General features: G+C 67.9%; 26 protein-coding genes. 19 read left to right on the forward strand and 7 right to left on the reverse strand.

What is annotated here, in order from left to right; all coding sequences use genetic code 11:
• Positions 1 to 2 precede the first annotated feature (2 nt).
• Genes DB708_RS24850 through DB708_RS24865 form a run of 4 tightly spaced genes read left to right on the forward strand, consistent with a single transcriptional unit; the run spans position 3 to position 3,555 of the window.
• A complete protein-coding gene (locus DB708_RS24850) occupies positions 3 to 1,670 on the forward strand; it encodes a bifunctional uroporphyrinogen-III C-methyltransferase/uroporphyrinogen-III synthase (RefSeq protein ID WP_108926118.1) in 1,668 nt (555 codons plus the stop codon).
• 46 nt (positions 1,671 to 1,716) lie between these two features.
• Positions 1,717 to 2,706 (forward strand): porphobilinogen synthase, encoded by a 990-nt coding sequence (gene hemB / locus DB708_RS24855; protein WP_108926119.1) that lies wholly within the window; start codon positions 1,717 to 1,719, stop codon positions 2,704 to 2,706.
• A gap of 40 nt (positions 2,707 to 2,746) precedes the next feature.
• Positions 2,747 to 3,298 carry a DUF3093 domain-containing protein gene (locus DB708_RS24860; protein ID WP_108926120.1) on the forward strand — a complete coding sequence of 184 codons (552 nt, stop codon included), beginning with the start codon at positions 2,747 to 2,749 and terminating at the stop codon, positions 3,296 to 3,298.
• On the forward strand, positions 3,298 to 3,555 hold the full coding sequence (locus DB708_RS24865; RefSeq protein WP_409347634.1) for a hypothetical protein: 258 nt from the start codon (positions 3,298 to 3,300) through the stop codon (positions 3,553 to 3,555). Before DB708_RS24860 ends, DB708_RS24865 begins: the two co-directional genes overlap by 1 nt.
• Here the strand turns inward: DB708_RS24865 and DB708_RS24870 are convergent.
• The gene (locus tag DB708_RS24870; RefSeq protein WP_108926288.1) at positions 3,539 to 3,976 is read right to left on the reverse strand and encodes an STAS domain-containing protein; all 438 of its coding nucleotides are present in this window, start codon (positions 3,974 to 3,976) and stop codon (positions 3,539 to 3,541) included. The genes DB708_RS24865 and DB708_RS24870 overlap by 17 nt on opposite strands.
• 305 nt (positions 3,977 to 4,281) lie before the next feature.
• Here DB708_RS24870 and DB708_RS24875 point away from each other — a divergent pair, with 305 nt between their 5' ends.
• The gene (locus DB708_RS24875; RefSeq protein WP_201263625.1) at positions 4,282 to 5,526 is read left to right on the forward strand and encodes an acyltransferase family protein; all 1,245 of its coding nucleotides are present in this window, start codon (positions 4,282 to 4,284) and stop codon (positions 5,524 to 5,526) included.
• A 217-nt stretch (positions 5,527 to 5,743) separates the two neighbouring features.
• Positions 5,744 to 6,439: an Rv0518 family GDSL lipase gene (locus tag DB708_RS24880; protein WP_108926123.1), complete on the forward strand. Its 696-nt coding sequence runs from the start codon at positions 5,744 to 5,746 to the stop codon at positions 6,437 to 6,439.
• 278 nt (positions 6,440 to 6,717) lie between these two features.
• Here DB708_RS24880 and DB708_RS24885 read toward each other — a convergent pair whose 3' ends face one another.
• Entirely contained in the window at positions 6,718 to 8,910 is a 2,193-nt protein-coding gene (locus DB708_RS24885; RefSeq protein ID WP_108926124.1) for an acyltransferase family protein, read from the reverse strand.
• 20 nt (positions 8,911 to 8,930) lie between these two features.
• Positions 8,931 to 9,815: an alpha/beta hydrolase gene (locus DB708_RS24890; protein WP_108926125.1), complete on the reverse strand. Its 885-nt coding sequence runs from the start codon at positions 9,813 to 9,815 to the stop codon at positions 8,931 to 8,933.
• Positions 9,816 to 10,040: 225 nt separating this feature from the next.
• Between DB708_RS24890 and DB708_RS24895 the strand changes: the two genes are divergently transcribed.
• From DB708_RS24895 to DB708_RS24905, 3 genes are read left to right on the forward strand one after another with little or no spacing between them, the layout of a single operon-like run.
• Positions 10,041 to 11,186 carry an LLM class flavin-dependent oxidoreductase gene (locus tag DB708_RS24895; RefSeq protein ID WP_108926126.1) on the forward strand — a complete coding sequence of 382 codons (1,146 nt, stop codon included), beginning with the start codon at positions 10,041 to 10,043 and terminating at the stop codon, positions 11,184 to 11,186.
• 2 nt (positions 11,187 to 11,188) lie between these two features.
• Entirely contained in the window at positions 11,189 to 12,529 is a 1,341-nt protein-coding gene (locus DB708_RS24900; RefSeq protein ID WP_201263626.1) for an MFS transporter, read from the forward strand.
• 44 nt (positions 12,530 to 12,573) lie between these two features.
• Positions 12,574 to 13,956: an amino acid permease gene (locus DB708_RS24905; protein WP_108926127.1), complete on the forward strand. Its 1,383-nt coding sequence runs from the start codon at positions 12,574 to 12,576 to the stop codon at positions 13,954 to 13,956.
• Here the strand turns inward: DB708_RS24905 and DB708_RS24910 are convergent.
• Entirely contained in the window at positions 13,953 to 14,348 is a 396-nt protein-coding gene (locus DB708_RS24910) for a nitroreductase family deazaflavin-dependent oxidoreductase (protein ID WP_108926290.1), read from the reverse strand. The two genes, DB708_RS24905 and DB708_RS24910, sit on opposite strands and share 4 nt — an antisense overlap.
• A 100-nt stretch (positions 14,349 to 14,448) precedes the next feature.
• Here DB708_RS24910 and hemL point away from each other — a divergent pair, with 100 nt between their 5' ends.
• From hemL to DB708_RS24945, 7 genes are read left to right on the forward strand one after another with little or no spacing between them, the layout of a single operon-like run.
• A complete protein-coding gene (gene hemL, locus DB708_RS24915; RefSeq protein WP_108926128.1) occupies positions 14,449 to 15,780 on the forward strand; it encodes a glutamate-1-semialdehyde 2,1-aminomutase in 1,332 nt (443 codons plus the stop codon).
• Positions 15,780 to 16,388 (forward strand): histidine phosphatase family protein, encoded by a 609-nt coding sequence (locus tag DB708_RS24920; protein ID WP_108926129.1) that lies wholly within the window; start codon positions 15,780 to 15,782, stop codon positions 16,386 to 16,388. The genes hemL and DB708_RS24920 overlap by 1 nt, the downstream gene beginning before the upstream one ends.
• Before the next feature lie 2 nt (positions 16,389 to 16,390).
• Entirely contained in the window at positions 16,391 to 17,029 is a 639-nt protein-coding gene (locus tag DB708_RS24925; RefSeq protein ID WP_108926130.1) for a TlpA disulfide reductase family protein, read from the forward strand.
• Positions 17,026 to 17,805, forward strand: a complete 780-nt coding sequence (locus DB708_RS24930) for a cytochrome c biogenesis CcdA family protein (RefSeq protein ID WP_108926131.1) — start codon at positions 17,026 to 17,028, stop codon at positions 17,803 to 17,805. The genes DB708_RS24925 and DB708_RS24930 overlap by 4 nt, the downstream gene beginning before the upstream one ends.
• A gap of 50 nt (positions 17,806 to 17,855) precedes the next feature.
• Positions 17,856 to 19,445, forward strand: a complete 1,590-nt coding sequence (locus DB708_RS24935; RefSeq protein WP_108926291.1) for a cytochrome c biogenesis protein ResB — start codon at positions 17,856 to 17,858, stop codon at positions 19,443 to 19,445.
• Entirely contained in the window at positions 19,442 to 20,419 is a 978-nt protein-coding gene (gene ccsB, locus DB708_RS24940) for a c-type cytochrome biogenesis protein CcsB (protein ID WP_108926132.1), read from the forward strand. Before DB708_RS24935 ends, ccsB begins: the two co-directional genes overlap by 4 nt.
• A gap of 32 nt (positions 20,420 to 20,451) precedes the next feature.
• Entirely contained in the window at positions 20,452 to 21,744 is a 1,293-nt protein-coding gene (locus tag DB708_RS24945) for a MinD/ParA family ATP-binding protein (protein WP_108926133.1), read from the forward strand.
• 18 nt (positions 21,745 to 21,762) lie between these two features.
• Here DB708_RS24945 and DB708_RS24950 read toward each other — a convergent pair whose 3' ends face one another.
• Positions 21,763 to 21,924: a hypothetical protein gene (locus DB708_RS24950; RefSeq protein WP_108926134.1), complete on the reverse strand. Its 162-nt coding sequence runs from the start codon at positions 21,922 to 21,924 to the stop codon at positions 21,763 to 21,765.
• 47 nt (positions 21,925 to 21,971) lie between these two features.
• On the opposite strand from DB708_RS24950, the gene DB708_RS24955 reads away from it, so the two are divergent.
• Positions 21,972 to 22,343, forward strand: a complete 372-nt coding sequence (locus DB708_RS24955; RefSeq protein WP_108926135.1) for a DUF4229 domain-containing protein — start codon at positions 21,972 to 21,974, stop codon at positions 22,341 to 22,343.
• A gap of 2 nt (positions 22,344 to 22,345) precedes the next feature.
• On the opposite strand, the gene DB708_RS24960 is transcribed toward DB708_RS24955, so the two are convergent.
• Positions 22,346 to 23,353: a beta-ketoacyl-ACP synthase III gene (locus tag DB708_RS24960; protein ID WP_108926136.1), complete on the reverse strand. Its 1,008-nt coding sequence runs from the start codon at positions 23,351 to 23,353 to the stop codon at positions 22,346 to 22,348.
• Between the two features lie 100 nt (positions 23,354 to 23,453).
• A complete protein-coding gene (locus DB708_RS24965) occupies positions 23,454 to 24,326 on the reverse strand; it encodes a 1,4-dihydroxy-2-naphthoate polyprenyltransferase (RefSeq protein ID WP_108926137.1) in 873 nt (290 codons plus the stop codon).
• 34 nt (positions 24,327 to 24,360) lie between these two features.
• Between DB708_RS24965 and DB708_RS24970 the strand changes: the two genes are divergently transcribed.
• Positions 24,361 to 25,137 (forward strand): S-methyl-5'-thioadenosine phosphorylase, encoded by a 777-nt coding sequence (locus DB708_RS24970; protein ID WP_201263614.1) that lies wholly within the window; start codon positions 24,361 to 24,363, stop codon positions 25,135 to 25,137.
• A complete protein-coding gene (locus DB708_RS24975; protein WP_108926139.1) occupies positions 25,134 to 26,177 on the forward strand; it encodes an NAD-dependent epimerase/dehydratase family protein in 1,044 nt (347 codons plus the stop codon). Before DB708_RS24970 ends, DB708_RS24975 begins: the two co-directional genes overlap by 4 nt.
• Positions 26,178 to 26,182 lie beyond the last annotated feature (5 nt).

The following is a 26,182-nucleotide window of genomic DNA, read 5'->3' on the forward strand; positions in this document are numbered from 1 at the left end:
CAATGACGACGCGAGGGCGCAAGCCGAGACCGGGCCGCATCACGTTCGTGGGCTCTGGCCCGGGTGACCCGGGATTGTTGACCACGCGGGCGGCCACAGTGCTGGCCAATGCGGCCCTGGTATTCACCGATCCCGACGTACCCGAACCGGTGCTGGCGCTGATCGGCAAGGACCTGCCGCCCGTTTCGGGCCCGGCGCCTGCCGAACCACCGCCGACGACGGCCGACGGCTCACCTGATCCGGATCAGCCTCAGGCTGCACCGACGGTGCTGTCCGGCGGTGCCGACATCCGCCCGGCGCTGGGTGAGCCCGCCGAGGTTGCCAAGACGCTGACCGCAGAGGCCCGCACGGGCGTTGACGTGGTGCGGCTGGTCTCCGGTGACCCGCTGACGCTCGACGCGGTCATCAGCGAGGTGAACGCCGTCGCGCGGACTCACCTGCATGTCGAGATCGTGCCCGGCCTGGCCGCGACCAATGCGGTACCGACCTATGCGGGTCTGCCGCTGGGCTCCTCGCACACGGTTGCCGATGTGCGCGGCGACGTGGACTGGGAGGCGCTGGCCGCGGCTCCCGGACCGCTGATCCTGCAGGCCACCCCGACGCATCTGGCTGACGCGGCCCGCACCCTGATCGAGCACGAGCTGTCCGAGACCACCCCGTGCGTCGTGACGTCACAGGGCACCACCTGTCAGCAGCGTTCGGTCGAAACCACGCTGCACGGGTTGCTCGATCCGGCGGTCGTGGCCGGCGCCGGTGACCCCGCGGGCCCGCTGACCGGACCGCTGGTGGTGACCATCGGCAAGACGGTGAACAGCCGCTCGAAGCTGAACTGGTGGGAGAGCCGGGCGCTGTACGGCTGGACCGTGCTGGTGCCGCGCACCAAGGACCAGGCCGGGGAGATGAGTGATCGGCTGACCTCATACGGCGCGCTGCCGGTCGAGGTGCCGACCATCGCCGTCGAGCCGCCGCGTAGCCCCGCCCAGATGGAACGAGCCGTCAAGGGATTGGTCGATGGCCGGTTCCAGTGGGTGGTGTTCACTTCCACCAACGCGGTCCGCGCGGTGTGGGAGAAGTTCGGCGAGTTCGGGCTGGACGCCCGCGCGTTCTCCGGCGTGAAGATCGCCTGCGTCGGTGAGTCGACGGCGGACCGGGTCCGGGCTTTCGGGATCAGCCCCGAGCTGGTGCCGGCCGGGGAACAGTCCTCGCTGGGCCTGCTGGATGACTTCCCGCCCTACGACAGCATTTTCGATCCGGTGAACCGGGTATTGCTGCCGCGTGCCGACATCGCCACCGAGACGCTGGCCGAGGGGCTGCGCGAACGCGGTTGGGAGATTGAGGATGTCACCGCGTACCGGACGGTGCGTGCGGCGCCGCCGCCGGCGACCACCCGGGAGATGATCAAGACGGGCGGCTTCGACGCGGTGTGCTTCACCTCCAGCTCGACGGTGCGCAACCTGGTCGGCATCGCCGGTAAGCCACACGCGCGCACCATCATTGCCTGCATCGGTCCCAAGACGGCCGAGACCGCCGCCGAGTTCGGCTTGCGGGTGGATGTGCAGCCCGAGACTGCTGCCGTCGGTCCACTGGTCGACGCGCTGGCCGAACACGCCGCGCGATTGCGGGCCGAGGGCGCGCTGCCACCGCCGCGTAAGAAGAGTCGCAGGCGCTAATGGCGATCGCCAGCGCGGCGAAGCCTGATGCGGTGGGTCGCCGTTCATGAGCGGTGGCTCCTACCCGCGGCAGCGGCCGCGTCGGCTCCGTTCCACCCCCGCGTTGCGTCGCCTGGTGGCGCAAACATCTTTGGAACCAAGACATTTGGTGCTGCCGATGTTTGTCGCCGACGGCATCGACGAGCCGCGTGCGATCCCGTCGATGCCCGATGTCGTGCAGCACACCCGCGAGTCGCTGCGCCGTGCCGCCGCCGATGCGGTGGCGGCGGGGGTGGGCGGGCTGATGCTGTTCGGTGTGCCGCGCGACGAGGACAAGGACGCGACCGGCTCGGCCGGCACCGACCCCGACGGCATTCTCAATGTCGCGCTTCGGGACCTGGCCAAGGATCTCGGTGACGCCACGGTGCTGATGGCGGACACCTGCCTCGACGAATTCACTGACCACGGTCACTGCGGCGTCCTCGACGCCCGCGGGCGGGTCGACAACGATGCTACCCTGGGCCGCTACGTGAAATTAGCTGTGGCGCAAGCAGAGTCAGGCGTTCACGTGGTGGGGCCGAGCGGGATGATGGACGGGCAGATGAGCGCCATTCGGGACGGCCTGGACGTCGCCGGCTACACCGACGTGGTGATCCTGGCCTACGCGGCGAAGTTCGCTTCGGCGTTCTACGGCCCGTTCCGGGAAGCGGTGAGTTCGAGCCTCTCCGGTGATCGTCGCACCTACCAGCAGGAGCCCGGGAACGTCCGGGAAGCGGTGCGTGAGATCGAATTGGACATCGACGAGGGCGCCGACATCATTATGGTCAAACCGGCGATGAGCTACCTCGACGTGGTGGCCGCCGCCGCGGAGGTTTCGCCGGTGCCGGTGGCCGCCTACCAGGTGTCGGGGGAGTACGCGATGATTTGCGCTGCGGCAGCGAACAATTGGATCGACGGGCGTGCCGCCGCGCTGGAGTCGCTGACCAGCATTCGCCGCGCCGGAGCCGACATCGTGCTCACCTATTGGGCCGCGCAAGCGGCGGGCTGGCTTTCCTAACGGCCACCGCGGCGGTAGACAATCAGGGGATGAGGCTCCAATGACCACAGCGAGGGATGTCAACCCCAAACCGCTTTTCTACGAACCCGGCGCCAGCTGGCTTTGGGTGCTGAGCGGCCCGGCGGCGGCGGCGTCAATGATCCTGATCGAAATATGGAGTGGCGCCGCGATATCGCTGTGGGTTCCGGCGATCTTTTTGGTGATGGTCTCGGCGTTCATCTCGCTGCAGGTGAAGGCGGCACGCATCCACGTTTCCGTCGAACTGACCGACGACGCCTTGCGTCAGGGCACCGAGACCATCCTGGTGCGCGAAATCATTAAGGTGTTTCCCGAGCCCGAGAATCCGGCGAATTCCGACAAGGAGCTGGCGAGGTGGCAGTCGGCGCGGGCGCTCGGTGAACTGTTCGGTGTTCCGCGCGGCCGGACCGGCATCGGCCTGAAGCTCACCGGGGGTCGCACCGCGCAGGCGTGGGCGAAACGGCATCGTCGCCTTCGGGAAGCGCTGACCCCGCTGGTGCAGGAGCGGGTGGAGCCGGCCCGATCGGACGCCTTCGATATCGATGGTCACGATGACGAAGGGTCGCAGCTGTGATGGCCCGCTACCGGGCTCTGATCGAACTCGGCCTGGCTGGTGCGGCATTGGTCGGTGTCGGGGCGAGCTGGCTGCATGCCCGTCACATCGTGGGCGTCGCGCCGATCACGGACGGGCAGCCGTCGACCACCTCGTTGGTTTACGACCCTGCGCTATTGCTACTGGCCATGCTGCTGACGACGATCGCCGGAGTGCTGGCCGTCCTCGGAACGTCGCGGCTGTGGCAAGCAAGCCGCAGCGCTAAGCCGTCTTCCTGATCAGCGGCAGCGCCAGCCGGCGCCGGTAGACGACCGCGTCGGCAAGGTCGCCGAACGCCTCGGGCACCGAGCCGGCGGTCAGAAACGCGGAATCGCCGTCCGCGGCGACCAGCTGTTCGGTGACATCGGGGCGGGCGACCAGCGTCCACTCCATGCCGGCCCGGCGGCAGTCCTCGTCGAACGTGTACAGCAGCGAGAAGCCCGCCCCGGCGAAGTGGCTCACGTCGCTGATGTCGAGCACCACGGGAGTGTCACCGACGATGAAACGGCGAAGGCAATCGCGGACCCGGTCGACATTGACGGCATCGATCTCCCCGCGGATGGTCACCACCGTCGCGAGGTGGCGGCAGTGGGCCCGAACCTCGGCCCCACCGCAGTCGATGCTGCCATTTCCCTGCCGAGTGGTCATCGCGATCGTCATGACGCCCCAATTCCGGTACTGATGCAAGGCCGACACGACGCCGACCGAAGCTAGCTATAACGTTGCCCGCCAAACCTAAGGAGACCGGAAGCCGCGTCTAACTGTTTGCTAAAAAGCTGATCCGAAGCGCCCTCTGGAGGTAAAGAGGCGGCCACACCGCCGCCGTGGCGCGATCCGGGCTATCGCGCTGTTAGGCTGCTCTGGCTACCGGTTGTGAGTCTGGGGGCTTGTGATAGGGCGATATCGCCCGGTCAGCCGGGTGAGAAGGCAAACGAAACTGCATGAGTCCAGACCGAAAGAGCGTCGTGCGCACCGCAGAGATCAAGGGTGAGATCAAAGCCCTGACGGGACTGCGCATCGTCGCCGCGGTGTGGGTGGTGCTGTTCCACTTCCGGCCGATGCTCAGCGATATCTCGCCTGATTTCCGCGAGAACCTCGCGCCGGTACTCAACTGCGGCGCCCAAGGCGTCGATCTGTTCTTCATCCTCAGCGGATTCGTGCTGGCCTGGAACTATCTCGACCGGATGGGCCGGTCCTGGTCGACGCGCGAGACCCTGCACTTCCTGTGGCTGCGGCTGGCCCGGGTGTGGCCGGTTTACCTGGTCACCTTGCACCTGGCCGCGCTGTTGGTGATCCTGTCGCTGCACGTCGGTCATGTCCCGTTGCCCGAGGCCAATGACCTCACCGCGATCAGCTATGTGCGCCAGGTGCTGCTCGTGCAGCTGTGGTTCGAGCCGTTCTTCGATGGGACAAGCTGGGACGGGCCCGCCTGGTCGATCAGTGCGGAATGGCTCGCCTACCTGCTGTTCGGTCTGCTCGCGCTGGTGGTCTTCCGGATGAAGCTGGCCACCCGGGCCCGGACCCTGATGTTTCTGGCCGTGGCGGCCTCGCTGCCGCCGGTGGTGCTGCTGTTGGCCAGCGGCCATTTCTACATGCCGTGGAGCTGGCTACCGCGGATCGTGACGCAGTTCGCCGCGGGGGCGCTGGCGTGCGCCGCCGTGCGCCGATTGCGGCTGACCGAGCGCGGCCGCCACGTCGCCGGATACCTCTCCCTGCTACTGCTGGCTGCGGTGGTGGGGGTCCTCTACTGGTTCAACGCGCATCCGATCACCGGAGTCGTGGAAAACGACAGTGGTGGGGTGGTCGACGCGCTGTTCATTCCGCTGGTGATCACGCTGGCGGTCGGCCTGGGCAGCCTGCCGAGACTGCTGTCTACCCGGGTGCTGGTGTACGGCGGACAGATCTCGTTCTGCCTGTACATGGTGCACGAGCTGGTGCATACGTCCTGGGGATGGGCGGTCGAGCAATTCAAGCTCACGCCGTGGGAATCCGATTCGCCCTGGAAATGGAACGTCCTTGGCCTATTTGTCATCGCCCTGGCGCTTTCGAGCCTGCTCTATCACTTCGTGGAGGAGCCGGCCCGCCGCTGGATGCGCAGGATGGTCGACGTCCGGCCCGCGGCCCAGCGACCCGAGTTCAGTGAGTCGGGTCCGGCCAAGGTACACCCGATCGACGGCGGGCCGGCATCGGTTACCGCCCGCGCGGTATGACGAGTGCCCGCGAATCATGCTGTGCCCCAAAATCTCTCGGATTCGGATTCGCCCACGATAGGCGCGCCGCACTGGTAGCTTGAACTTTGCCAACCGGCTCGGACATGGATCACATAGGAGTGACAGCGCGTTGACGGTCCGTTCGCGCCGGTTCTTCGTACGATTTCCGTTGAATGGGTGCAGCACACCGCCATGCCGTGCACAGGGGGAGGTAGAAGTGAGTCGCCTGGCCGCGTTCGTCGTTAATCTCGCTCTGCTGGTAGGCCTGATCGTCGAGGTCGTGGGGCTGCCGGCTCCGATGCGGGCCCGCGGCATATCGACGCTGAGCTCCCGGCTCACCCACATCGCGGTGATCGGCGACTCCTATACGACCGGCACCGACGAGGGCGGCCTGGGCCCCAAAGCATGGACCGCTCTTACCTGGCAGACGCTGACCAAGCGAGGTATGCAGATCGCCCCCGACGTGGCGGCTGAGGGCCGAGCCGGGTATGTGGTGCCCGGCGACCACGGCAGCATCTTTCAAGACCTGACGTCCAGGGTGGCCAAGCCGGACGACGTGCTGGTGGTGTTCTACGGCTCTCGCAACGATCAGGGCTCAGATCTGGGTCTGTTGGCCGGACGGGCTCGCGACGCCTTCACTCTCGCGCGCATCCTCGCGCCGTCGGCGAGATTCCTGGTGATCGGGCCGCCCTGGCCGACCGCCGATGTGCCCGGGGACATACTGCAGATTCGCGACGTGCTGAACTCTGAGGCGCGTGCCGCGGGCGCCGCGTTCGTCGACCCGATCGGCGCGCGTTGGTTCGTCGACAGGCCCGACCTGATCGGCCCGGATGGCGTGCACCCCAACGACGCTGGGCATCGATACATGGCCGACAAGATTGCACCGCTGATTCGTACGCAATTGCTCACGTAACGAGGCATCGGTATTTTCAACGGGCTGGCCCCCCGTCAAAATGCCAGCCGCGCAAGGCATTAACGCGCCAACGGTTGGCGCTTAGTCTTCTGCGTGCCGCTCGTAGTCCCACTGCTCCAGGCGTGCCTGCAGCTGCATCAACCCAATCCCGACGACTGGCGTAGCAGCCGCGATGCAGACCAACAACAGCGGGGACATTTCAAACCTCCAAAACCCTTACATTCGTAACACGTTCGGGATTGTGGCGGGGTTCATTTGCAAAGAAAGTCATCGCAACGTCATCCGTCCGTTATGGCACGATCCGCCAGCGCACCCAGCACCGGTGCCAACAGTTGTGCATATTCGGTTGTGACGTGGTTGTCGTCGCGGAAGACCAGGGTGTTACCGACGATCATTGGGCAGCGCTCGGCCGTGCAGAACAAGTCGGTGAGATCGGCATAGTGACCGCCGTTTCCGGTGGTGGCCGCGCGCTCCTTGGAGATGCCATCGTCGTTGACCGCAGCCGACCGGCTCGGCGCGCAGGCGGTGGCGTCGTCCAGATGTCCGGACAGGCAGGTGGGTACCGGGGATTGCGGATCCGGGGCAGGGCCTAGGACCAGGACCGTCGCGCCGGTACGGCGCAGCTGTGCGACGGTGCGGCCCAGGGTCTCGATCCACGCCGGGTCGTAGGACACGAAGCCGAAGTCGCTGCCGTAGCGCCGGCTCATGTCCAGCACCACCAGACGCGGGTGTTCGGCCGCCACGCGGGCGATGACCTGGCCGCGCCACTGTTCGCACTCGGTGTACTCGCGGCCGAGATAGGGGCTGTCGATGGGCAGGTCCTGTACCGGGCAGGTCACTTTGGCCAGCGTCTCCAGCCGCCAGTGTCGCTGCTCGGCAACCTGCTGAAAGGCCGGGTTCCACATCGCCGCGTGCGAGTCGCCGATCAGGGCGACCGTTGTCGGCGAGCCGGTGTCGCCTGTCGCGCACTCGCTTTGGCCGACGTCGCGCCAGGAGCGCACGCAGCCGTTGACGAAGACGGCGGCCTTGTCGGCCGGCGCCTGGGCAAGTGGCGGGTCCAGATTCGACGGGACGGCCCGCAGGCCCGCGGCGGCCGCGATGGCGGCGCGCACCTGTGTGAGGGCCTGCTGGACGGCCGCTTCCCGGGGATCGGTGGCGTTCGGGCCGCCGGGGGTGGCCGTCGGCAGCGCCATGATGTTGGCCTTCGCCGCGGCCGGTCCGTGGCCGACCGGCACCGGTATCACCGTCAGCAACAGCACGCATGCGGACGCGGTGGCCGCGCTGGCGATCCCGGCCACCGCCAGGCTGGCCTTGGCCGACCGGCGCAGGGCCGCGGCGAATCGGCCGGGATTCTCCACCAGGTGGAAGGTGATCACCGCGAGCCCGGCCGAGACAGCGGTGGCGGCCAGCCGGGCCGCCAGGCCGGCGGGCTCACCGAGCACCCGCGGCAACAGCAACAACACCGGCCAGTGCCAGAGGTACCAGGAGTAGGACACCCGCCCGATCGCGCGCATCGCCGGGCGGCACAGCAGGCGACCGACGCCCAGGCTGCGGGTGGCACAGCCGCCGCCGATCACCAGCGCGGTGCCCAGCACGGGCAGCAGCGCCGCGGTGCCGGGGTAAGGCGTGGCGGGCCCCAGCTGTGTGCAGGTCAGCAGGATCAGGGCCAGGCCGCCCCATCCGGCGATCGCCGCGGGCAGCAGCGGCAGCCGGCGCCACTGCTCGATCGACAGTGCGACCAGACCCCCGACGGCCAGTTCCCAGGCGCGGGTGGGCAGCGAGAAGAATGCCCACGGCGGCGAGGCTCGGGTCCACACCACCGCCGCCGTCAACGAGGCCGCGGCGACCAACGCCAGCACCACTGCGTATGGCATGGCCTTGGCCTTGGAATTGGGCTGGGCTTCGCGGCGCACGCGTCCGACCAGCCACGCGGTGCCGATGATCAACACCGGCCACACCACGTAGAACTGTTCCTCGACACCCAGTGACCAGTAGTGCTGAAATGGCGACGGCACGTCGGCGTTCAGGTAGTCGGTGCCTTGGCTGGCGAACCGGTAGTTGCCGACGTAGAGCGCGCTGGCGATGCCGTCGAGGAAGACGTTTCGCGCCTGCAGCGGCGGCAGCACGATGGCCGCTCCGATCGCGGTAACGACGGCGACGGTAGCCGCGGCCGGCAACAGCCGGCGGGCCCGCGCGCCGTAAAAGCGGCCCAGTGCAACGGTATTGGCGCCGCTGACCTCCCGCCAGAGCAGTCCGGTGATCAGGAATCCGGAGATGACGAAGAAGACGTCCACGCCGATGAATCCGCCGGCGGTACCGGGGATGCCCGCGTGGTAGAGCACGACGGCGACGACCGCGACGGCCCGCAGGCCTTCGATGTCCGGTCGGAATCCGCGTCGCTGTATTTGCCGGGTGGGGCTATCGCCCGCTGGTGAGGGCGGGCTGGCGGGGGTTTCCTGCCGGACTGTCATACCTTTTTCGGGTGCCCCCGCTACGTCGCGAGCCAGGAGATTTCGCCGGGTAACTGCAGGCGCCACCAGGTGATGTCGTGGCCGCCGACCGTGAAGCTGACAGCCGGCGGAGTTTGCAGTTGGCCGACGAATTGGCGGGTGGCGGGATAGAAGCGGTCGAAGGTGCCGCAGTCCACCCGCAGCGGGATCTGTGACAACGCCGGCAGGCCCATCACACTGTTCGCCATCCAGTCGTCGTTGCTGTCGAACGCCCCGGGCGCGCAATCGGCGTAGGACGAGTACAGCGCCGGGCTGATCGCGCAGATTCCCGCGGTCCGCGACGGCCCCAGCTTGGCGCCCAGACGCAGCGCCCCGTAGCCGCCCATCGACCAGCCCATGAAGCCGACCCGGGACGTATCGAGGCCCATCGAACCCAGCATCGGCAGCAGCTCGTCGAGGACCATCGCACCCGAGTCGCTGCCGTCGGCCCGTTTGTGCCAGTAGGAATCGGAACCGCCGTCGACTCCCACCACGGCGAACGGCGGCTTGCCCTCCTTGACCAACCGGGCAAGCGCGTCAGGCACACCGCAGTCGAGCATCATGTTCGCGTCGCCGTCCTTGCCGTGCAACGCGATCACCGGGCGCAGCAGGCCGCTCTGCGGAGTCTGCCCGGGCGGCAACGCGATCACCCAATTGGTCTTGACGCCGCCGCGCGCCTTTGAGATGAACGAGCCGGTGAGTTTGGTGGGCAGGTTGCTACTCGCAGTGGAGGGCTCGAACGGGGAGGGTGACATCGGCTGGGGCGCCGCCTGTGGTTCCAGCGGGTCCAGCCAGGCGCTCAAAGCCCACGCGCCCGCGGCCGCAACGCTGGCACTGGCGCCCATTCGCAGCACCGCGCGGCGGTTCAGATCAGGCACGAGCGTCATAATGCCGGGCCCGCTGGGTTTTTCCGACCCTGCCACGCCGTTTGGAAGGGCATTGTGATGCGGCAGTCATCGACCAGTGACGTGCGACACCACCCGGCCCGTCCGGCCCAATTGAATCTGGCAGGTTACAACCCTCGCGTGCCGCGGCCGGCTTGGGGACGCTGGAACTTTCGTGCCGGCTTTGCACCGCCGGCCTAATGCTGATCAAGAGCGGAAGAGGATTGAATGAGCCTGGCATTTCACTGGTTTTTGCCGACGTACGGGGATTCGCGCAACCTAGTCGCCGGCGGGCACGGCACGTCGATGCACGGCGACCGAACCGCGACTTTGCGCTATTTGCACCAGATTTGTGCCGCCGCCGAAGACAACGGCTTTGAAGCGGTGCTGACACCGACCGGATTGTGGTGTGAGGACGCCTGGTTGACGACGGCGATGCTGATCGAACGCACCGAGACGCTGAAGTTCCTGGTGGCATTCCGCCCGGGTCTGCTCAGTCCCACGCTGGCCGCACAGATGGCCGGCACGTTTCAGCGGCACTCGGATGGCCGGCTGCTGCTCAATGTCGTCACCGGCGGCGAAGCGCACGAGCAGCGGGCCTACGGGGACTACCTGGACAAGCAAGCGCGCTACACGCGTACCGCCGAATTCTTGAATGTGGTGCGTCAACTGTGGACTTCGACAGAACCGGTGACGTTCGCCGGCGAGCACCTTGCGATCGAGGGCGCGCAGCTCAACAACCGGCCCGACCCGGTGCCCGCGGTGTTCTTCGGCGGATCGTCGGGATCGGCGGGCCCCGTTGCCGCCAAATACGCCGACGTCTACCTCACCTGGGGCGAACCGCTGGCGGCCGTCGGCGAGAAATTGGACTGGGTGCGCGGGCTGGCCGCCGATGCCGGCCGGACATTGCAATTCGGTTTACGGATCCACGTGATCAGCCGCCCCACCGCCGAGCAAGCGTGGGCTGAAGCCGACCGGCTGCTGTCGGCGATCGATCCTGCAGATATCGAGCGAATGCAGGCCAGCCTGGCACGCAGCGAATCCGAGGGCCAGCGCCGGATGCTGAAGTTGCACGGCGGCAACAACAATCGGCTGCTGATCGCGCCCAACCTGTGGGCAGGTGTCGGCCTGGTGCGCGGCGGTGCGGGCACCGCGCTGGTCGGGTCGCATGAAGAGGTCGCCGAGCGGCTGCTCGAATACGCCGACCTCGGCATCGACCACTTCATCCTGTCGGGCTACCCGCACCTCGAAGAGGCCTACTGGTTCGGCGAGGGCGTGCTGCCATTGCTGGAGCGCCGGGGCGTGTGGAAACACCCCAACCGCAAGACCCAACCGGCCTCCGCGACGCCGTTCGCCGTGGCCTCGGCGCAATAGCGGTGGTGACGACGCTGCCCGCCGCGTCGATAGCGGTGCCGGACATTCCCGGCGAATCCGACGCCGACCGCCGCCGGCGGCTGCGGACCGTCGTCGCCGCGAGCCTGCTCGGCACCACGGTGGAGTGGTACGACTTCTTCCTCTACGCGACCGCGGCCGGACTGGTTTTCAGCCAGGTGTTCTTCCCGAACGCGAGCTCCCTGGTGGGCACGCTGCTGGCATTCGCGACCTTCGCCGTCGGGTTTGTGATGCGGCCCATCGGCGGTCTGGTGTTCGGCCACATCGGAGATCGCATCGGACGCAAGCGCAGCTTGGCGTTGACGATGCTGATCACGGGCGTCGCGACCGCGCTGATCGGGGCGCTGCCGACCGCGGCTCAGATCGGGGCGTGGGCGCCGGTGCTGCTGCTGGTGTTGCGCGTGCTGCAGGGTTTTGCGCTCGGCGGCGAATGGGGCGGCGCGGTGCTGCTGGCCGTCGAACACAGCCCCGGCGACCGGCGCGGCCGCTACGGGGCCATCCCGCAGATCGGCTTGGCGCTGGGACTGGCGCTGGGCACCGGCGTCTTCGCGTTCCTACAGGTTGTGTTGGGCCCCACGCGATTTCTCGCGTACGGCTGGCGCATCGGCTTCCTGCTGAGTGTGGTGCTGGTGGTGATCGGCGTCGTGGTGCGGCTTCGGGTCGAAGAAACCCCGGCGTTCCGGCAGCTACGCGACCTCGAGGCATCGTCCACCGTGCCGATCCGGGAAGTCCTGCGCGAACCTCGGTCCCGGCGAAACACGTTGCTGGGACTGCTGTCTCGTTGGGCCGAAGGCTCGGCCTTCAACACCTGGGGCGTGTTCGCGATCAGCTATGCCACCGGCGCGTTGGGCTTAAACAGGGTGTCGGTGCTGATAGTGGTGACCATCGCCGCGCTGTTGATGGCGGTGCTGCTGCCCGTTTCCGGAGCGTTGACCGATCGGTACGGCGCGCGCCGGGTGTACCTGATCGGCGTGGCGCTCTACGGGCTGGCGGCCTTTCCGGCGTTCGCCTTGTTCGGTACCAGGAACCTGATCTGGTTCGGGTTGGCGATGATCCTGGTGTTCGGTGTCGTGCACGCGTTGTTCTACGGCGCGCAAGGCACGCTGTACTCGTCGCTGTATCCGACCGGCACGCGCTACACCGGTTTGTCGTTCGTCTACCAGTTCTCGGGCGTGTACGCATCCGGGGTGACGCCGATGATCCTCACCGCGCTGATTGCCGCCGTCGGTGGCGCGCCCTGGCTGGCGTGCGGGTATCTGGTTGCGACCGCGGCGATTAGCGTGTTCGCCACGGCGCTGATCCGCGACCAAGACCTGTACCTGTGATCGGTGGTTGCCGTCGACGGTGAAGCCCGCTAGCATTCCCCCGGATGCGGCCGTCTGCGGGTAACGAATTCGATGAGCCCGAAGATGGTACCAATACTCAACTACGCCAAGGGCTTTCGCTGCGACAGCTGAGTATGATCTCGCTCGGCGGCGTGATCGGCGCCGGATTGTTCGTCGGCTCGGGCGTGGTGATCTGCAATACCGGGCCCGCCGCATTCCTGACGTATGCGCTTTGCGGAGTGCTGGTTGTGCTGGTGATGCGGATGCTGGGCGAGATGGCGGCTGCCAACCCGTCAACTGGATCGTTCGCCGATTACGCGGCCAAGGCGCTGGGCGGGTGGGCCGGGTTTTCGGTGGGCTGGCTGTATTGGTACTTCTGGGTGATCGTCGTCGGATTCGAGGCGGTCGCCGGCGGCAAAGTCCTCAACTACTGGTTCCATGCCCCGCTATGGGTGCTGTCGCTGTGCCTGATGGTGCTGATGACCGCGACGAACCTGTTCTCGGTGGCATCGTTCGGCGAATTCGAATTCTGGTTCGCCGGAATCAAAGTCGCTACGATCGTGATCTTTCTGGGGATCGGCGCGGTGTTCGTGCTCGGCCTGTGGCCGGGTCACCACGTCGGCTTGGAGAACCTGACCGCGCACGGTGGGTTCTTCCCGAAAGGCGTCGGCGCGGTGTTCGCCGCGATCGTGGTGGTGATCTTCTCGATGGTGGGCGCCGAAATCGTCACGATCGCCGCCGCCGAAAGTCGCGACCCCGCACTTGCGGTCCAGCGGGCGACGAGATCGGTTGTCGCGCGCATCGCAGTCTTCTTCGTGGGTTCGATCTTTTTGGTCGTCGTCATCCTGCCGTGGAATTCGGTGGAGCTCGAAGCATCGCCCTATGTCGCGGTGTTCAAGCAGATGGGCCTGGCCGGCGCGGATCAGGTGATGAACGCGGTGGTGCTCACCGCGGTGCTGTCCTGCCTGAACTCCGGGCTCTACACGGCGTCGCGCATGCTGTTCGTGCTCGCCGCCCGCAACGAATCGCCGATGCGACTGGTCCAACTCAGCCGGCGCGGCGTCCCGCACTTCGCCATCTTGTTCTCGTCGGCGATCGGTTTCGGGTGTGTCATCGTGTCGTGGCTGGCGCCGCACACGGTATTTCTTTTCCTGCTCAACTCGTCGGGCGCGATCATCCTGTTCGTCTACTGGCTGATCGCGCTCTCGCAGATCGTGCTGCGCCGCCGGACACCCGCGGAGAAACTGCGGGTGAAGATGTGGTTCTTCCCGGTGCTGTCGATCCTCACGCTGGCCGGGATCACCGCCGTGCTGGTGCAGATGGCGTTCGACGGCTCTGCCCGCAGTCAGCTCTTGCTCAGCCTGCTGTCATGGGCGGTGGTGCTGGCGATCTACGCCGTCGCGCGTGCCCGGGGCCGGGTCGGTTAGGACGTCTTGGTGAACAGCACGGCCTGCTCGAACGGCAGCCGGCCGAAAACCCGCCGCGTCCCGCTCTTGACGTGCTCGGCCGCCTCGTCCCTGGTGACGACCTGAGCGTCGGCGATGCCGAACGTTTTGCCGTGGCGGCGCATCTGCCCGCCGCCGGCCGCGTCGAGATTCTTCAACCAGTCGCGATCGGGGCCGTAGGTCAGCAGCACCGCGATGCCGGGTTTGCCGTTGACGGTGGCGCTGAACGCGCTGACCGGCGTGCGATAGGACTTTCCGGAGCGCCGTCCGACGTGCTCGATGATGGCGAATGATGGGGCCCAGCCGGCCCACATCCGTTGAATCGGGTTGGTGACATGCCGGTTGAAGCGGGCCAGGCGCTGGGGAAGTTGCATAACCACCATCCAACTCGCGGTGCCCGAACCCCTCAACCCCGTAGCGGGACTCTTACACCCTGTAGTTGATCGGGCCGCGGAGGCTGGAACACTGGTCGGCATGGGCAGCACTGAGCAGACGACCACGTCTGTGGGCACCTCGGCGAGTTTGTTCGACGCCGCGTGCGCGGTGATCCCCGGCGGGGTGAACTCACCGGTACGCGCCTTCACCGCGGTGGGTGGCACGCCGCGCTTCATCACCGAGGCGCACGGCTGCTGGCTCACCGACGCCGACGGCAACCGCTACGTCGACCTGGTCTGCTCGTGGGGCCCGATGATTCTCGGCCACGCGCACCCGGCCGTGGTCGACGCGGTCGCCAAGGCCGCGGCCTCGGGGCTGTCGTTCGGGGCGCCGACTCCCGCGGAGACCGAGCTCGCCACCGAGATCATCGGCCGGGTGCCGGCGGTCCAGCGGCTGCGGCTGGTGAACTCGGGCACCGAGGCCACCATGAGCGCGGTGCGGCTGGCCCGCGGTTTCACCGGGCGTGCCAAGATCATCAAGTTCTCCGGCTGCTACCACGGCCACGCGGACGCGTTGCTCGCCGACGCGGGCTCCGGGGTGGCGACGCTGGGCCTGCCGTCTTCGCCCGGGGTCACCGGGGCCGCTGCGGCAGACACAATCGTGTTGCCCTACAACGACATTGACGCGGTGCGCGACACATTCGCCCGGTTCGGAGACCAGATCGCCGCGGTGATCACCGAGGCCAGCCCGGGCAACATGGGCGTCGTGCCACCGGGCGCCGGCTACAACGCCGCGCTGCGCGCGATCACCGCCGAGCACGGCGCGCTGCTGATCATCGACGAGGTGATGACGGGCTTCCGGGTCAGCCGAAGCGGTTGGTACGGAATCGATCCGGTCGCCGCCGACCTGTTCACCTTCGGAAAGGTGATGAGCGGCGGGCTGCCGGCCGCCGCGTTCGGCGGGCGGGCCGAGGTGATGGAGCGCCTCGCGCCGCTGGGGCCGGTGTATCAGGCCGGCACCTTGTCGGGTAACCCGGTCGCGATGGCCGCCGGGCTGGCCAGCCTGCGTGCCGCGGACGACGCCGTCTACGCCGCGCTGGACGCCAATGCCGACCGCCTGGCCGGACTGTTCGCCGAGGCCCTCACCAATGCTGGTGTGCCACATCAGATTCCGCGAGCCGGCAATATGCTCAGCGTGTTCTTCGCGGACACGCCGGTCACCGATTTCGCGTCCGCACGCAACAGCCAGACCTGGCGCTATCCGCCGTTCTTCCACGCCCTGTTGGACGCGGGCGTGTATCCGCCGTGCAGCGCCTTCGAGGCGTGGTTCGTCTCGGCGGCACTCGACGACACCGCGTTCGAGCGAATCGCGGCCGCGTTGCCCGGCGCTGCGCGTGCGGCCGCGAGCGCGACCCGGGAGGGGAAGTCCTGATGGCCGAGCAAACCCGAGTGCATGTGATGCGGCACGGCGAGGTGCACAACCCCGACGGCATCCTGTACGGCCGGCTGCCGGGATTTCACTTGTCGGACAAGGGGAGAGCGCAGGCTGCCGCCGTCGCCGACGCGCTGGCCGGCCGCGACATCGTCGCGGTGATCGCCTCCCCGCTGCAGCGGGCCCAGGAGACCGCCGCGCCCATCGCGACGAAGCACGACCTGGTCATCGACACCGACCCCGATCTGATCGAATCGGCCAACTTTTTTCAGGGCAAGCGCATGAGCCCGGGCGACGGCGCCTGGCAGAACCCGCGCTTCTGGTGGCAGCTGCGCAACCCGTTCACGCCGTCGTGGGGTGAGCCCTATCGCGAGATCGCGGACCGGATGTCCACCGCGGTCGACAAAGCGCGGGCCCGCGGCGCGGGCCATGAGGTGCTGTGCGTCAGCCACCAGCTGCCGGTCTGGACGCTGCGGCTGCACCTGACCGGCAAGCGGCTGTGGCACGACCCGCGGCGCCGCGAGTGCGGTCTGGCCTCGCTCACCACCCTGGTCTACGACGGCGACCGGCTGGTCGACGTCGAATACTCCCAACCGGCGGGCGCTTGAGCATGCTTCGGCCGATGATCGCCGTGGCTGTGTTGGCAATCTCCGGATTGCTGACCGGTTGCTCGGCTGGTCATGACGCCGTCGCGCAGGGCGGCACCTTCGAATTCGTTTCTCCCGGAGGCAAAACCGACATCTCCTACGACCCGCCGTCGAGCCGTAGCCGCCCGGGCCCGCTGTCCGGGCCGGACCTGGCCGATCCCGCGCACCCGCTGTCGCTGGACGATCCGATCTTCTCGGGCAACGTCGTCGTCATCAACGTATGGGGCCAGTGGTGCGGGCCGTGCCGAGCCGAAGTAACCCAACTGCAGCAGGTGTATGACGCCACCCGCGAGTCCGGGGCGTCCTTCCTCGGCATCGATGTCCGTGACAACAACCGCCAGGCGGCGTTGGATTTCGTCAACGATCGCGCCGTCACGTTCCCGTCGATCTACGACCCGGCGATGCGCACCCTGATCGCATTCGGCGGCAAGTACCCGACCACCGTCATTCCGTCCACGCTGGTGCTGGATCGCCAGCACCGGGTCGCGGCGGTGTTCCTGCGCGAATTGCTGGCCGCCGACCTGCAGCCCGTGGTGCAGAAGCTGACCCGGGAAGCGCCGCCGGGACTGAGCACGCCGGCACGACCGGGTACGCCTCGGTGACCGGTTTCGCACAAACCGCCGCCGCCGGGCCGTTACTGGTGGCGCTGGGTGCCTGCGTGCTCGCGGGGCTGGTGTCGTTCGCCTCGCCCTGTGTGGTGCCGCTGGTGCCCGGCTACCTGTCATATCTGGCCGCGGTGGTCGGAGTCGACGAGCAGGCCGGGTCCGGCGCGATCAAAGCCCCGCCGGCCGCCCGGTGGAGAGTCGCCGGATCGGCGGCGCTGTTCGTCGCCGGGTTCACTACGGTGTTCGTCCTGGGCACCGTCGCGGTGCTCGGCATGACGACGACCTTGATCGGCAACCAGCTGGTGCTGCAGCGAGCCGGGGGTGTGCTGACCATCGTGATGGGGCTGGTGTTCGTGGGCCTGGTCCCGGCTCTGCAACGCCAGGTCCGGTTCAGCCCGCAGCAGCTGACGACGGTCGCCGGGGCGCCGGTGCTGGGCGCGGTGTTCGCGCTCGGCTGGACACCGTGCCTGGGGCCGACCCTGACCGGCGTGATCACCGTCGCCTCGGCCACCGAAGGCGCGAATGTGGCACGCGGAATCCTGCTGGTGATCGCCTACTGCCTGGGCCTGGGAATCCCGTTCGTGCTGCTGGCCTTCGGCTCGGCGCGCGCGGTGGCCGGCCTGGGCTGGCTGAGACGCCACAGCCGGGGGATCCAGATCTTCGGCGGCGCGCTGCTGATCGCGGTCGGGGTGCTGCTGGTCACCGGTGTGTGGAACGACTTCATCTCCTGGCTGCGCGACGCCTTCGTCAGCGACGTGAGGTTGCCGATTTGACCCCGCTGATCGTCGCGTATGTACGCAACACCTGGCGCGCGCTGACCTCGATGGGCACCGCGCTGGTGCTGTTGTGTCTGCTGGCGCTCGGCGCGATCCCCGGAGCGCTGCTGCCCCAGCGCAGCCTCAACGCCGGCAAGGTCGACGACTACCTGGCCGCCCATCCGACGATCGGCCCGTGGCTGAACCGGTTGCAGGCCTTCGACGTGTTCTCCAGCTTCTGGTTCACCGCCATCTACGTGCTGCTGTTCGTCTCTCTCGTCGGCTGCCTGACCCCGCGAATGATCGAGCATGCCCGCGGCCTGCGCGCCACGCCGGTCGCCGCCCCGCGCAACCTGGCCCGGCTGCCCAAGCACGCCAGCTCGCAGCTCACCCTGGCCGACGACGCCGACCTCAACGCCGTCGCGAACCGGCTTGCCGGCCGGCTGCACGGCTGGCGCACCGCCATCCGCCATGACGGAGACGCCGTGGAGATCTCCGCCGAAAAGGGCTACCTGCGCGAATTCGGCAACATCGTCTTTCACTTCTCGCTGCTGGGCCTGCTGGTCGCGGTCGCCGTCGGCAAGCTGTTCGGCTACGAGGGCAACGTCATTGTGATCGCCGACGGCGGCCCCGGCTTCTGCTCGGCGTCGCCGGCCGCGTTCGACTCGTTCCGCGCCGGCAACACCGTCGACGGCACGTCGCTACATCCAATCTGCGTGCGGGTCAACGACTTTCAGGCACACTACCTGCCGTCCGGACAGGCCACGTCGTTCGCCGCCGACATCGACTACCAGGACTACCCGTCCAGTCATGACCTGACCGCCAATAGCTGGCGGCCTTACCGGCTTGAGGTCAACCATCCGCTGCGCATCGGTGGCGACCGGGTGTACCTGCAGGGACACGGCTACGCGCCGAGCTTCACGGTGAGGTTCCCCGACGGGCAGACCCGCACCTCGACCGGGCAGTGGCGGCCCGACAACCCGCGGACCCTGCTCTCGTCGGGGGTGGCGCGCATCGACCCGCCGGCCGGCAGCTATCCCAACGCCGCCGAGCGTCGTAAACACGAGATCGCGATCCAGGGCCTGCTGGCTCCCACCGAACAACTCGACGGCGTGTTGTTGTCATCGCGGTTCCCGGCGCTGAACGCGCCCGCGGTGGCCGTCGACATCTATCGCGGCGACACCGGCCTGGACACCGGGCGCCCGCAGTCGTTGTTCTCGCTGGATCCCCGGCTGATCGAGCAGGGCCGGCTGACCAAGGAGAAGCGGGTCAATCTGCGCGCCGGTCAGGAGGTGCGGATCGACCAGGGTCCGGCGGCCGGCACCACCATCCGCTTCGACGGCGCCGTGCCATTCGTCAACCTGCAGGTCTCACACGACCCCGGCCAGATCTGGGTGCTGGTCTTCGCGGTCGCAATGATGGGCGGGCTGCTGGTGTCGCTGCTGGTGCGCCGTCGCCGGGTGTGGGTGCGCCTCGTTCCGGTCACAGAACCGGCCGACCAGCCCCCCGGTACGGTGAACGTCGAGCTGGGCGGCTTGGCCCGCACCGACAACTCCGGTTGGGGCGACGAGTTCGAAAGGCTCACCGAGCGATTGTTGACCGGGCTGAGCGAACCCGCTGCCGCCTCGCCCGCCAGGGCTGGAAGGGACGTCACATGAACACCCTGCACGTCAACATCGCCCTGGCGCGCTACTCCGACTGGGCATTCACCTCGGCGGTGGTGGTCCTGGTCCTCGCGCTGCTGCTGCTGGCCTTCGAGCTGGCCTATGCAGGTAGTCGTCGGGCGGACACCCGCGAGCGGGTTCTGGCCGGCTCGGTGGCCGCCGACAGCGCCACCCCCGGTGTCGTCGAAGACGTCGCAAGGCGGCCGGCCGACGAACGCGCCGGGAGAGCCGGGCTCGCGGTTGTCTACCTCGGCATCGGCCTGCTGCTGGCCTGCCTGGTGCTGCGCGGCCTGGCCACCATGCGGGTGCCGTGGGGCAACATGTACGAGTTCATCAACCTCACTTGCATGTGCGGGCTGATCGCCGGCGCCATTGTGCTGCGCCGTCCGCAGTTCCGCCCGCTCTGGGTTTTTCTGCTGCTCCCGGTGCTGATCCTGCTGACGGTTTCCGGCCGCTGGCTCTACACCAATGCCGCACCCGTGATGCCCGCCCTGCAGTCCTACTGGCTGCCCATCCACGTGTCGGTGGTCAGCCTGGGCTCCGGAGTGTTCCTGGTCGCCGGCATCGCCAGCATCCTTTTCCTGCTGCGCACCTCGCGGCTGGGGGAGCCCGCGGCCGAGGGCGCGTTGGCGCGGATCGTGCATCGGCTACCCGACGCGCAGACCCTGGACCGCATTGCCTACCGAACCACGATCTTCGCGTTCCCGGTGTTCGGCTTCGGGGTCATTTTCGGAGCCATCTGGGCCGAGGAAGCCTGGGGCAGGTACTGGGGATGGGATCCCAAGGAGACGGTTTCGTTTGTCGCGTGGGTGGTATACGCGGCCTACCTGCATGCCAGATCGACCGCGGGATGGCGGGACAGAAAGGCCGCCTGGATCAACGTGGTCGGGTTCGTAGCCATGGTCTTCAATTTGTTCTTCGTTAACCTGGTGACAGTGGGCCTGCATTCCTATGCGGGCGTGGGCTGACAGTTAGGAATCGACACCGCAACCAAGGGGGAATGCACGTGTCTGAGCAACCTACGGGAGGCGTGGGGGCGCCTGAACATCCGACGACTGAGTTGTCTGGCCGAGAGTCACCTCAGCAGCCGTCCGGCGACTCATCGGACGGCAACGCGCCGACTCGAGCCTTCGCCGGCTTCCGCACCGAGCGCCGGGTCCCGGCAACGGATAGGCGGGAAGCGCAGCCCGGCGCCTCGGCGCCGCCAGCCGGCATGCCGCCCTGGGATTCCACGCCGGTGACCGGCATCCCGCGGGTCGATCCGACCGCGTACGGCGCCTATTACAACGGCCACGCCGAGGCGCCGTCGCCGCAAGCGGCGGCCCCGTATCGCCCCGAGCACGTGCCACACACGCCCTATCCGGAACTGTCCACGGGCATGCTGTTGCGGCCCATCAAGCCGCCGCCGTCGGAGGGCTGGCGCCGGTTGGTCTACGTGCTGTCCGGCCGGATGATCAACCTGGGGGAGAGCCCGCGTGCGGCCCGGCAGAACAATTTGGTGGCGCAGGTCAACCGGCCGTTGCGTGGCTCCTACCGGGTCGCGGTGATCTCGCTGAAGGGCGGCGTCGGCAAAACCACGGTCGCTGCCACCCTGGGTGCCACCTTCGCCGAGGTTCGCGGCGACCGGGTGGTAGCCATCGACGCCAACCCCGATCGCGGCACGCTGAGTCAAAAGGTGCCACTGGAGACGGCGGGCACGGTGCGTCAGCTGCTGCAGGACGCCGGGACCGTCGAGCGCTACAGCGATGTCCGCCGTTACACCTCGCGGGGCCCCAGCGGATTGGAAGTGCTGGCCTCGGAAAGCGATCCGGCGGTATCGGAGGCATTCAACGCCGACGACTACACCCGCACGCTGGGAATTCTGGAGCGCTACTACGGCTTGGTGGTCACCGACTGCGGGCCCGGCCTGCTGCACTCGGCGATGTCGTCGGTGCTGGAGAACGCCAACGTTCTGATCGTGGTGAGTTCTGGCTCCATCGACGGCGCGCGCAGTGCCTCGGCGACGCTGGACTGGTTGGACGCACACGGCCACGAAGCGCTGGTGCGCAATTCGATCGCGGTCATCAACGCGGTGCGCCCACGCAACGGCAAGGTCGACATGAATAAGGTGGTCGATCACTTCTCCCGGCGTTGCCGGGCGGTGCGGTTGGTGCCCTACGACGCTCATCTCGACGAAGGCGCCGAGGTTCATCTAGATCAGATGCGGCGCGAGACTCGCGAAGCGCTCATCGGCTTGGCCGCTGTTGTCGCAGAAGGGTTTCCGGGAGATCAGCCCAACCTGGGTGTCGGGTAGCCAGCGCCGTCGGAGCGGTCAGCGGAGGGTGTCGTCTCCGTTTCCTAACCGGCGCATGAAGTCTGGATCGTCGTCTGGTCCGATGACGCGCGACTTGGGCCGGTGCATCTGCGACCGGGCCGCTCGCCAGCCAACGTAAATCAGCGTCCCCAGAACCAGGACGACCACCAGGTAAAGCACTCGACACCTCCTTTGAGCGAATATACTACGCGCCGTAGGCTCGACCTGTGTCAGAAGGGCCGAGCGACAACAGCACTGGGGATAAGCCTGCGGACGGCGCGCCGGAGCGCGGTTCAGATCGCGTGGCAGTCGAGGTTTTGCTCTACGCGGTGGCGCGCCTGCTGCTGGCGGCCGTGCTCACCGGCGTGATCTACCTGGCGGCGCGGTTGCTCGGGGTTAGCCAGTTCCCTGTCGTCGTTGCCGCACTGTTCGCGTTGATCATCGCGATGCCGTTGGGTATCTGGGTGTTCAGCCCGCTGCGCCGCCGCGCCACGGCCGCTCTCGCGGTCGCCGGCGAACGCCGTCGCGCCGAACGCGAACAGTTGCAGGCCCGATTGCGCGGCGAGGCGGTATCCGAAGACGAACCCGACGAGAGCTGAGCTCAGCCGTTGGGCATCCGCACGACTTGTGCGGCATAGCTGAGGCCCGCACCGTACCCGATCAGCAGGGCCAGGTCGCCGGGCTTGGACGCCCCGGTGCCCAGCAGCTGGGCCATCGCCAGCGGGATGGACGCCGCGGACGTGTTTCCGGTGTGCTCAATGTCATTGGCGACGATCGCGTCTGGCCGCAAATCCAGATTCTTGGCCAGCACTTCGTTGATCCGGGCGTTGGCCTGATGCGGGATGAAGACGTCGATCTGATCGGATCGCACACCCGCGGCATCCATCGCCTGGCGCCCGACTTTGCCCATTTCGAATGCCGCCCAACGGAACACCGCGCTGCCTTCGAGCCGAAGGAACGGGCGTGGTCCGGTGGGGTTCTCGGTGTAGGCAATCCAATCGATGTCCTGGCGGATGGCCATGGCCTGTTCGCCGTCGCTGCCCCAGACCGTCGGTCCGATGCCCTCTTCGGGCGTCTCGCCCACCACCACCGCGGCTGCGCCGTCGGCGAAGATGAAGCAGTTGCTGCGGTCGAGCATGTCCACGGTGGGGGATAGTTTCTCCGACCCGATGACCAGCATCTTGGCGACGCTGCCGCCGCGGATCATGTCGGCCGCGACGCCGACCGCGTAGCCGAAGCCGGCGCATCCGGCCGAGATGTCGAAGGCGGGCACGCCGGTTGCGCCCAGTCCCGAGGCAACCGCCGGGGCGCTGGCCGGGGTCTGCAAAAACTGGGTGCTGGTGGCGACAATGACGCCGTCGATGTCGGTGGGCTGCAATGAGGCTTTCGCGAGTGCTGCTCGGCTGGCCTCGATCGACATCGAAGCGACCGATTCGTCGCGGGCGGCGAATCGGCGCGTCTTGATTCCGGTCCGGGTGTAGATCCACTCATCGGACGAGTCGATGTTGCGGCACAGCTCCTCGTTTGTGACCACGCGCTCGGGGCGGTATGCCCCGACGCTGAGCAGTCCGATGTTCTTGGGCCCGCGGGTCGCGGCGATCTGCTGCATTGCGCTCCTCGCTCGGTGTTATCCGGCTAGCGATGTAATGGCTGTCACACCTGACGCTAACGCTTGTTATCGGAATCCGGCGAGCTCTTCGAGAAGACAGTCAATGCGCGAGCGCCAGCGCCGCGGCCACCGCGGCCGCCCAGACCAGCATTGCCAGCCCGGTGTCGCGCAGCACTGCGATCAGCTCGGGCCCGCCGCGGCCGGACCGCACCGGCCCGGCGGCGCGCAGCGCGAACGGCGTGGCGACCAGCCCCGCCGCGCACCACGGCGTCGCCAGCATCAGCACCAGGGTCAGCACCCCGGCGATCGCCAGCAGCCCTTGGTAGAACACCCGGGTGCGGGCATCGCCAAGACGTACCGCCAGCGTGATCTTGTGCGCCAGCGCGTCGGTCGGGATATCCCGCAGATTGTTGGCGACCAGCACCGATGACGACAGCGCGCCCGTCGCCACCGCCAGCACCAGCCCGACCCAATCGATCCGCAACGCCTGGGTGTACTGCGTGCCCAGCACGGCGACCAGGCCGAAGAACACGAAAACCGCGACCTCGCCGAAACCCGCATAGCCATAGGGCCGCGACCCGCCGGTGTACAGCCACGCCCCGGCGATGCACGCGACGCCGACCGCAATCAGCCACGGCGCGCTGGTCAGCGCCAGCGCCAGGCCGGCCGCCGCGCCCACCGTGAGCGATGTCACCGCGGCGGTCAGCACCGATCGCGGCGTCGCCAGTCGCGAGCCGACCAGTCGCGCCGGGCCGGTCCGATCGTCGTCGGTGCCCCGGATGCCGTCGGAGTAGTCGTTGGCGTAGTTGACCCCGATGATCAACGCGACTGCGACGGCCAGCGCCAGCAGCGCTTTCCACCACACGGCGCAGTGCAGCCATGCCGCGGCGCCGGTGCCCGCGATGACCGGGGCGACGGCGTTGGGCAGCGTCCGCGGCCGGGCCCCCGAGATCCACTGCGCAAAATTGGCCACCAGGGCATCCTGCCCTATGGACCACAATGGGCGGATGCTCGGAGTGATCGGCGGCAGCGGCTTCTATACGTTCTTCGGCTCCGACGTTGCGCACGTCGAGGTGGACACCCCGTACGGCCGCCCCAGCGCCGCGGTCACGGTCGGCACCGTCGGGGGCCACGATGTCGCCTTCCTGCCCCGACACGGCGCCACGCACGAATTCTCGGCGCACACCGTGCCCTACCGCGCCAACATGTGGGCGCTGCGCACGCTGGGCGTGCGCCGGGTGCTCGCGCCGTGCGCGGTGGGCAGCCTGACGCCCGCCCACGGTCCGGGTGCGGTCGTGGTGCCCGATCAGCTGGTGGATCGCACCAATGCCCGTGCCGACACCTACTTCGACTCCGGGGCGATTCACGTCGACTTCGCCGACCCGTATTGCCCGACGCTGCGCGACGCCGTCACCGGCCTGCCCGGCGTCGTCGACGGCGGCACCATGGTGGTGATCCAGGGGCCGCGATTTTCCACCCGCGCCGAAAGTCAGTGGTTCGCCTCGGCAGGCTTCACTCTGGTCAACATGACGGGATACCCCGAGGCGGTGCTGGCGCGTGAACTCGAAATATGTTATGCAGCAATAGCTTTGGTAACCGACCTGGATGCCGGCGTCAGCGCCGGCGAGGGCGTGAAGACGGTGGACGTCATGGTGGAATTCGACAAGAACATCGAGCTGTTCAAGCAACGGGTGCGCGAAGCGATTGGCCGGGTGGACGCCGAGCGTGACTGCGCGCACTGTCTGGCGCATACCGGCGTGACACTGCCGTTCGAGCTGCCATGAGGGTGCTGTTGACCGGCGCGGCCGGCTTTATCGGGTCGCGGGTGGACTCGGCGCTGCGCGCTGCCGGCCATCAGGTAGTCGCCGTCGACGTGTTGTTGCCTGCCGCGCACGGCCCAAACTCGGTGCTGCCGAATGGATGTCATCGGGTCGACGTCCGTGACGGCACGGCGCTGGCCCCGCTGTTGGACGGTGTCGATCTGGTGTGTCACCAGGCGGCGATGGTGGGCGCCGGCGTGGACGCTGCCGACGCCCCCGCCTACGGCGGCCACAACGACTACGGCACCACGGTGCTGCTGGCGCAGATGTTCGCCGCCGGGGTACGCCGCCTGGTACTGGCGTCGTCGATGGTGGTGTACGGGCAGGGCCACTACGCGTGTCCCGATCACGGGCCCGTCGACCCGCTGCCCCGGCGGCGTGCCGACCTCGACGCCGGCAAGTTCGAGCATCGCTGCCCGGTCTGCGGTGCGCCGGTCAGGTGGCTCCTCGTCAGCGAGGTTGCCGCCCTGCGGCCGCGCAGCCTGTATGCCGCCAGCAAGACTGCCCAGGAGCACTACGCGCTGGCGTGGTCGGAGTCGATGGGCGGCTCGGTGGTGGCGTTGCGCTACCACAACGTCTACGGCCCCGGAATGCCGCGCGACACCCCGTATTCAGGAGTGGCGGCGATCTTTCGCTCCGCGTTGGAAAAGGGTGAGCCGCCAAGGGTTTTCGAGGATGGCGGCCAGATGCGTGACTTCGTCCACGTCGACGACGTGGCGGCCGCCAACCTCGCCGCGGCGGCCCACCTTTGCGCAACGGACGGCGCTGGGTTCACGGCGGCCAATGTCTGCTCGGGACGGCCGATTTCGATCCTGCAGGTGGCCACGGCGATCTGCGAGGCACGCAATGAGCCGGTGTCCCCGGTGATTACCGGGCAGTATCGCAGCGGCGACGTGCGCCACATCGTCGCCGACCCGGCGCGCGCCGCCGAGGTGCTGGGTTTTCGCGCGGCGATCGATCCGCGCGACGGGCTGCGGGAGTTCGCGTTCGCGCCGCTGCGCTAACCCGC

Source organism: Mycobacterium montefiorense (assembly GCF_003112775.1).
Lineage (GTDB): Bacteria > Actinomycetota > Actinomycetes > Mycobacteriales > Mycobacteriaceae > Mycobacterium > Mycobacterium montefiorense.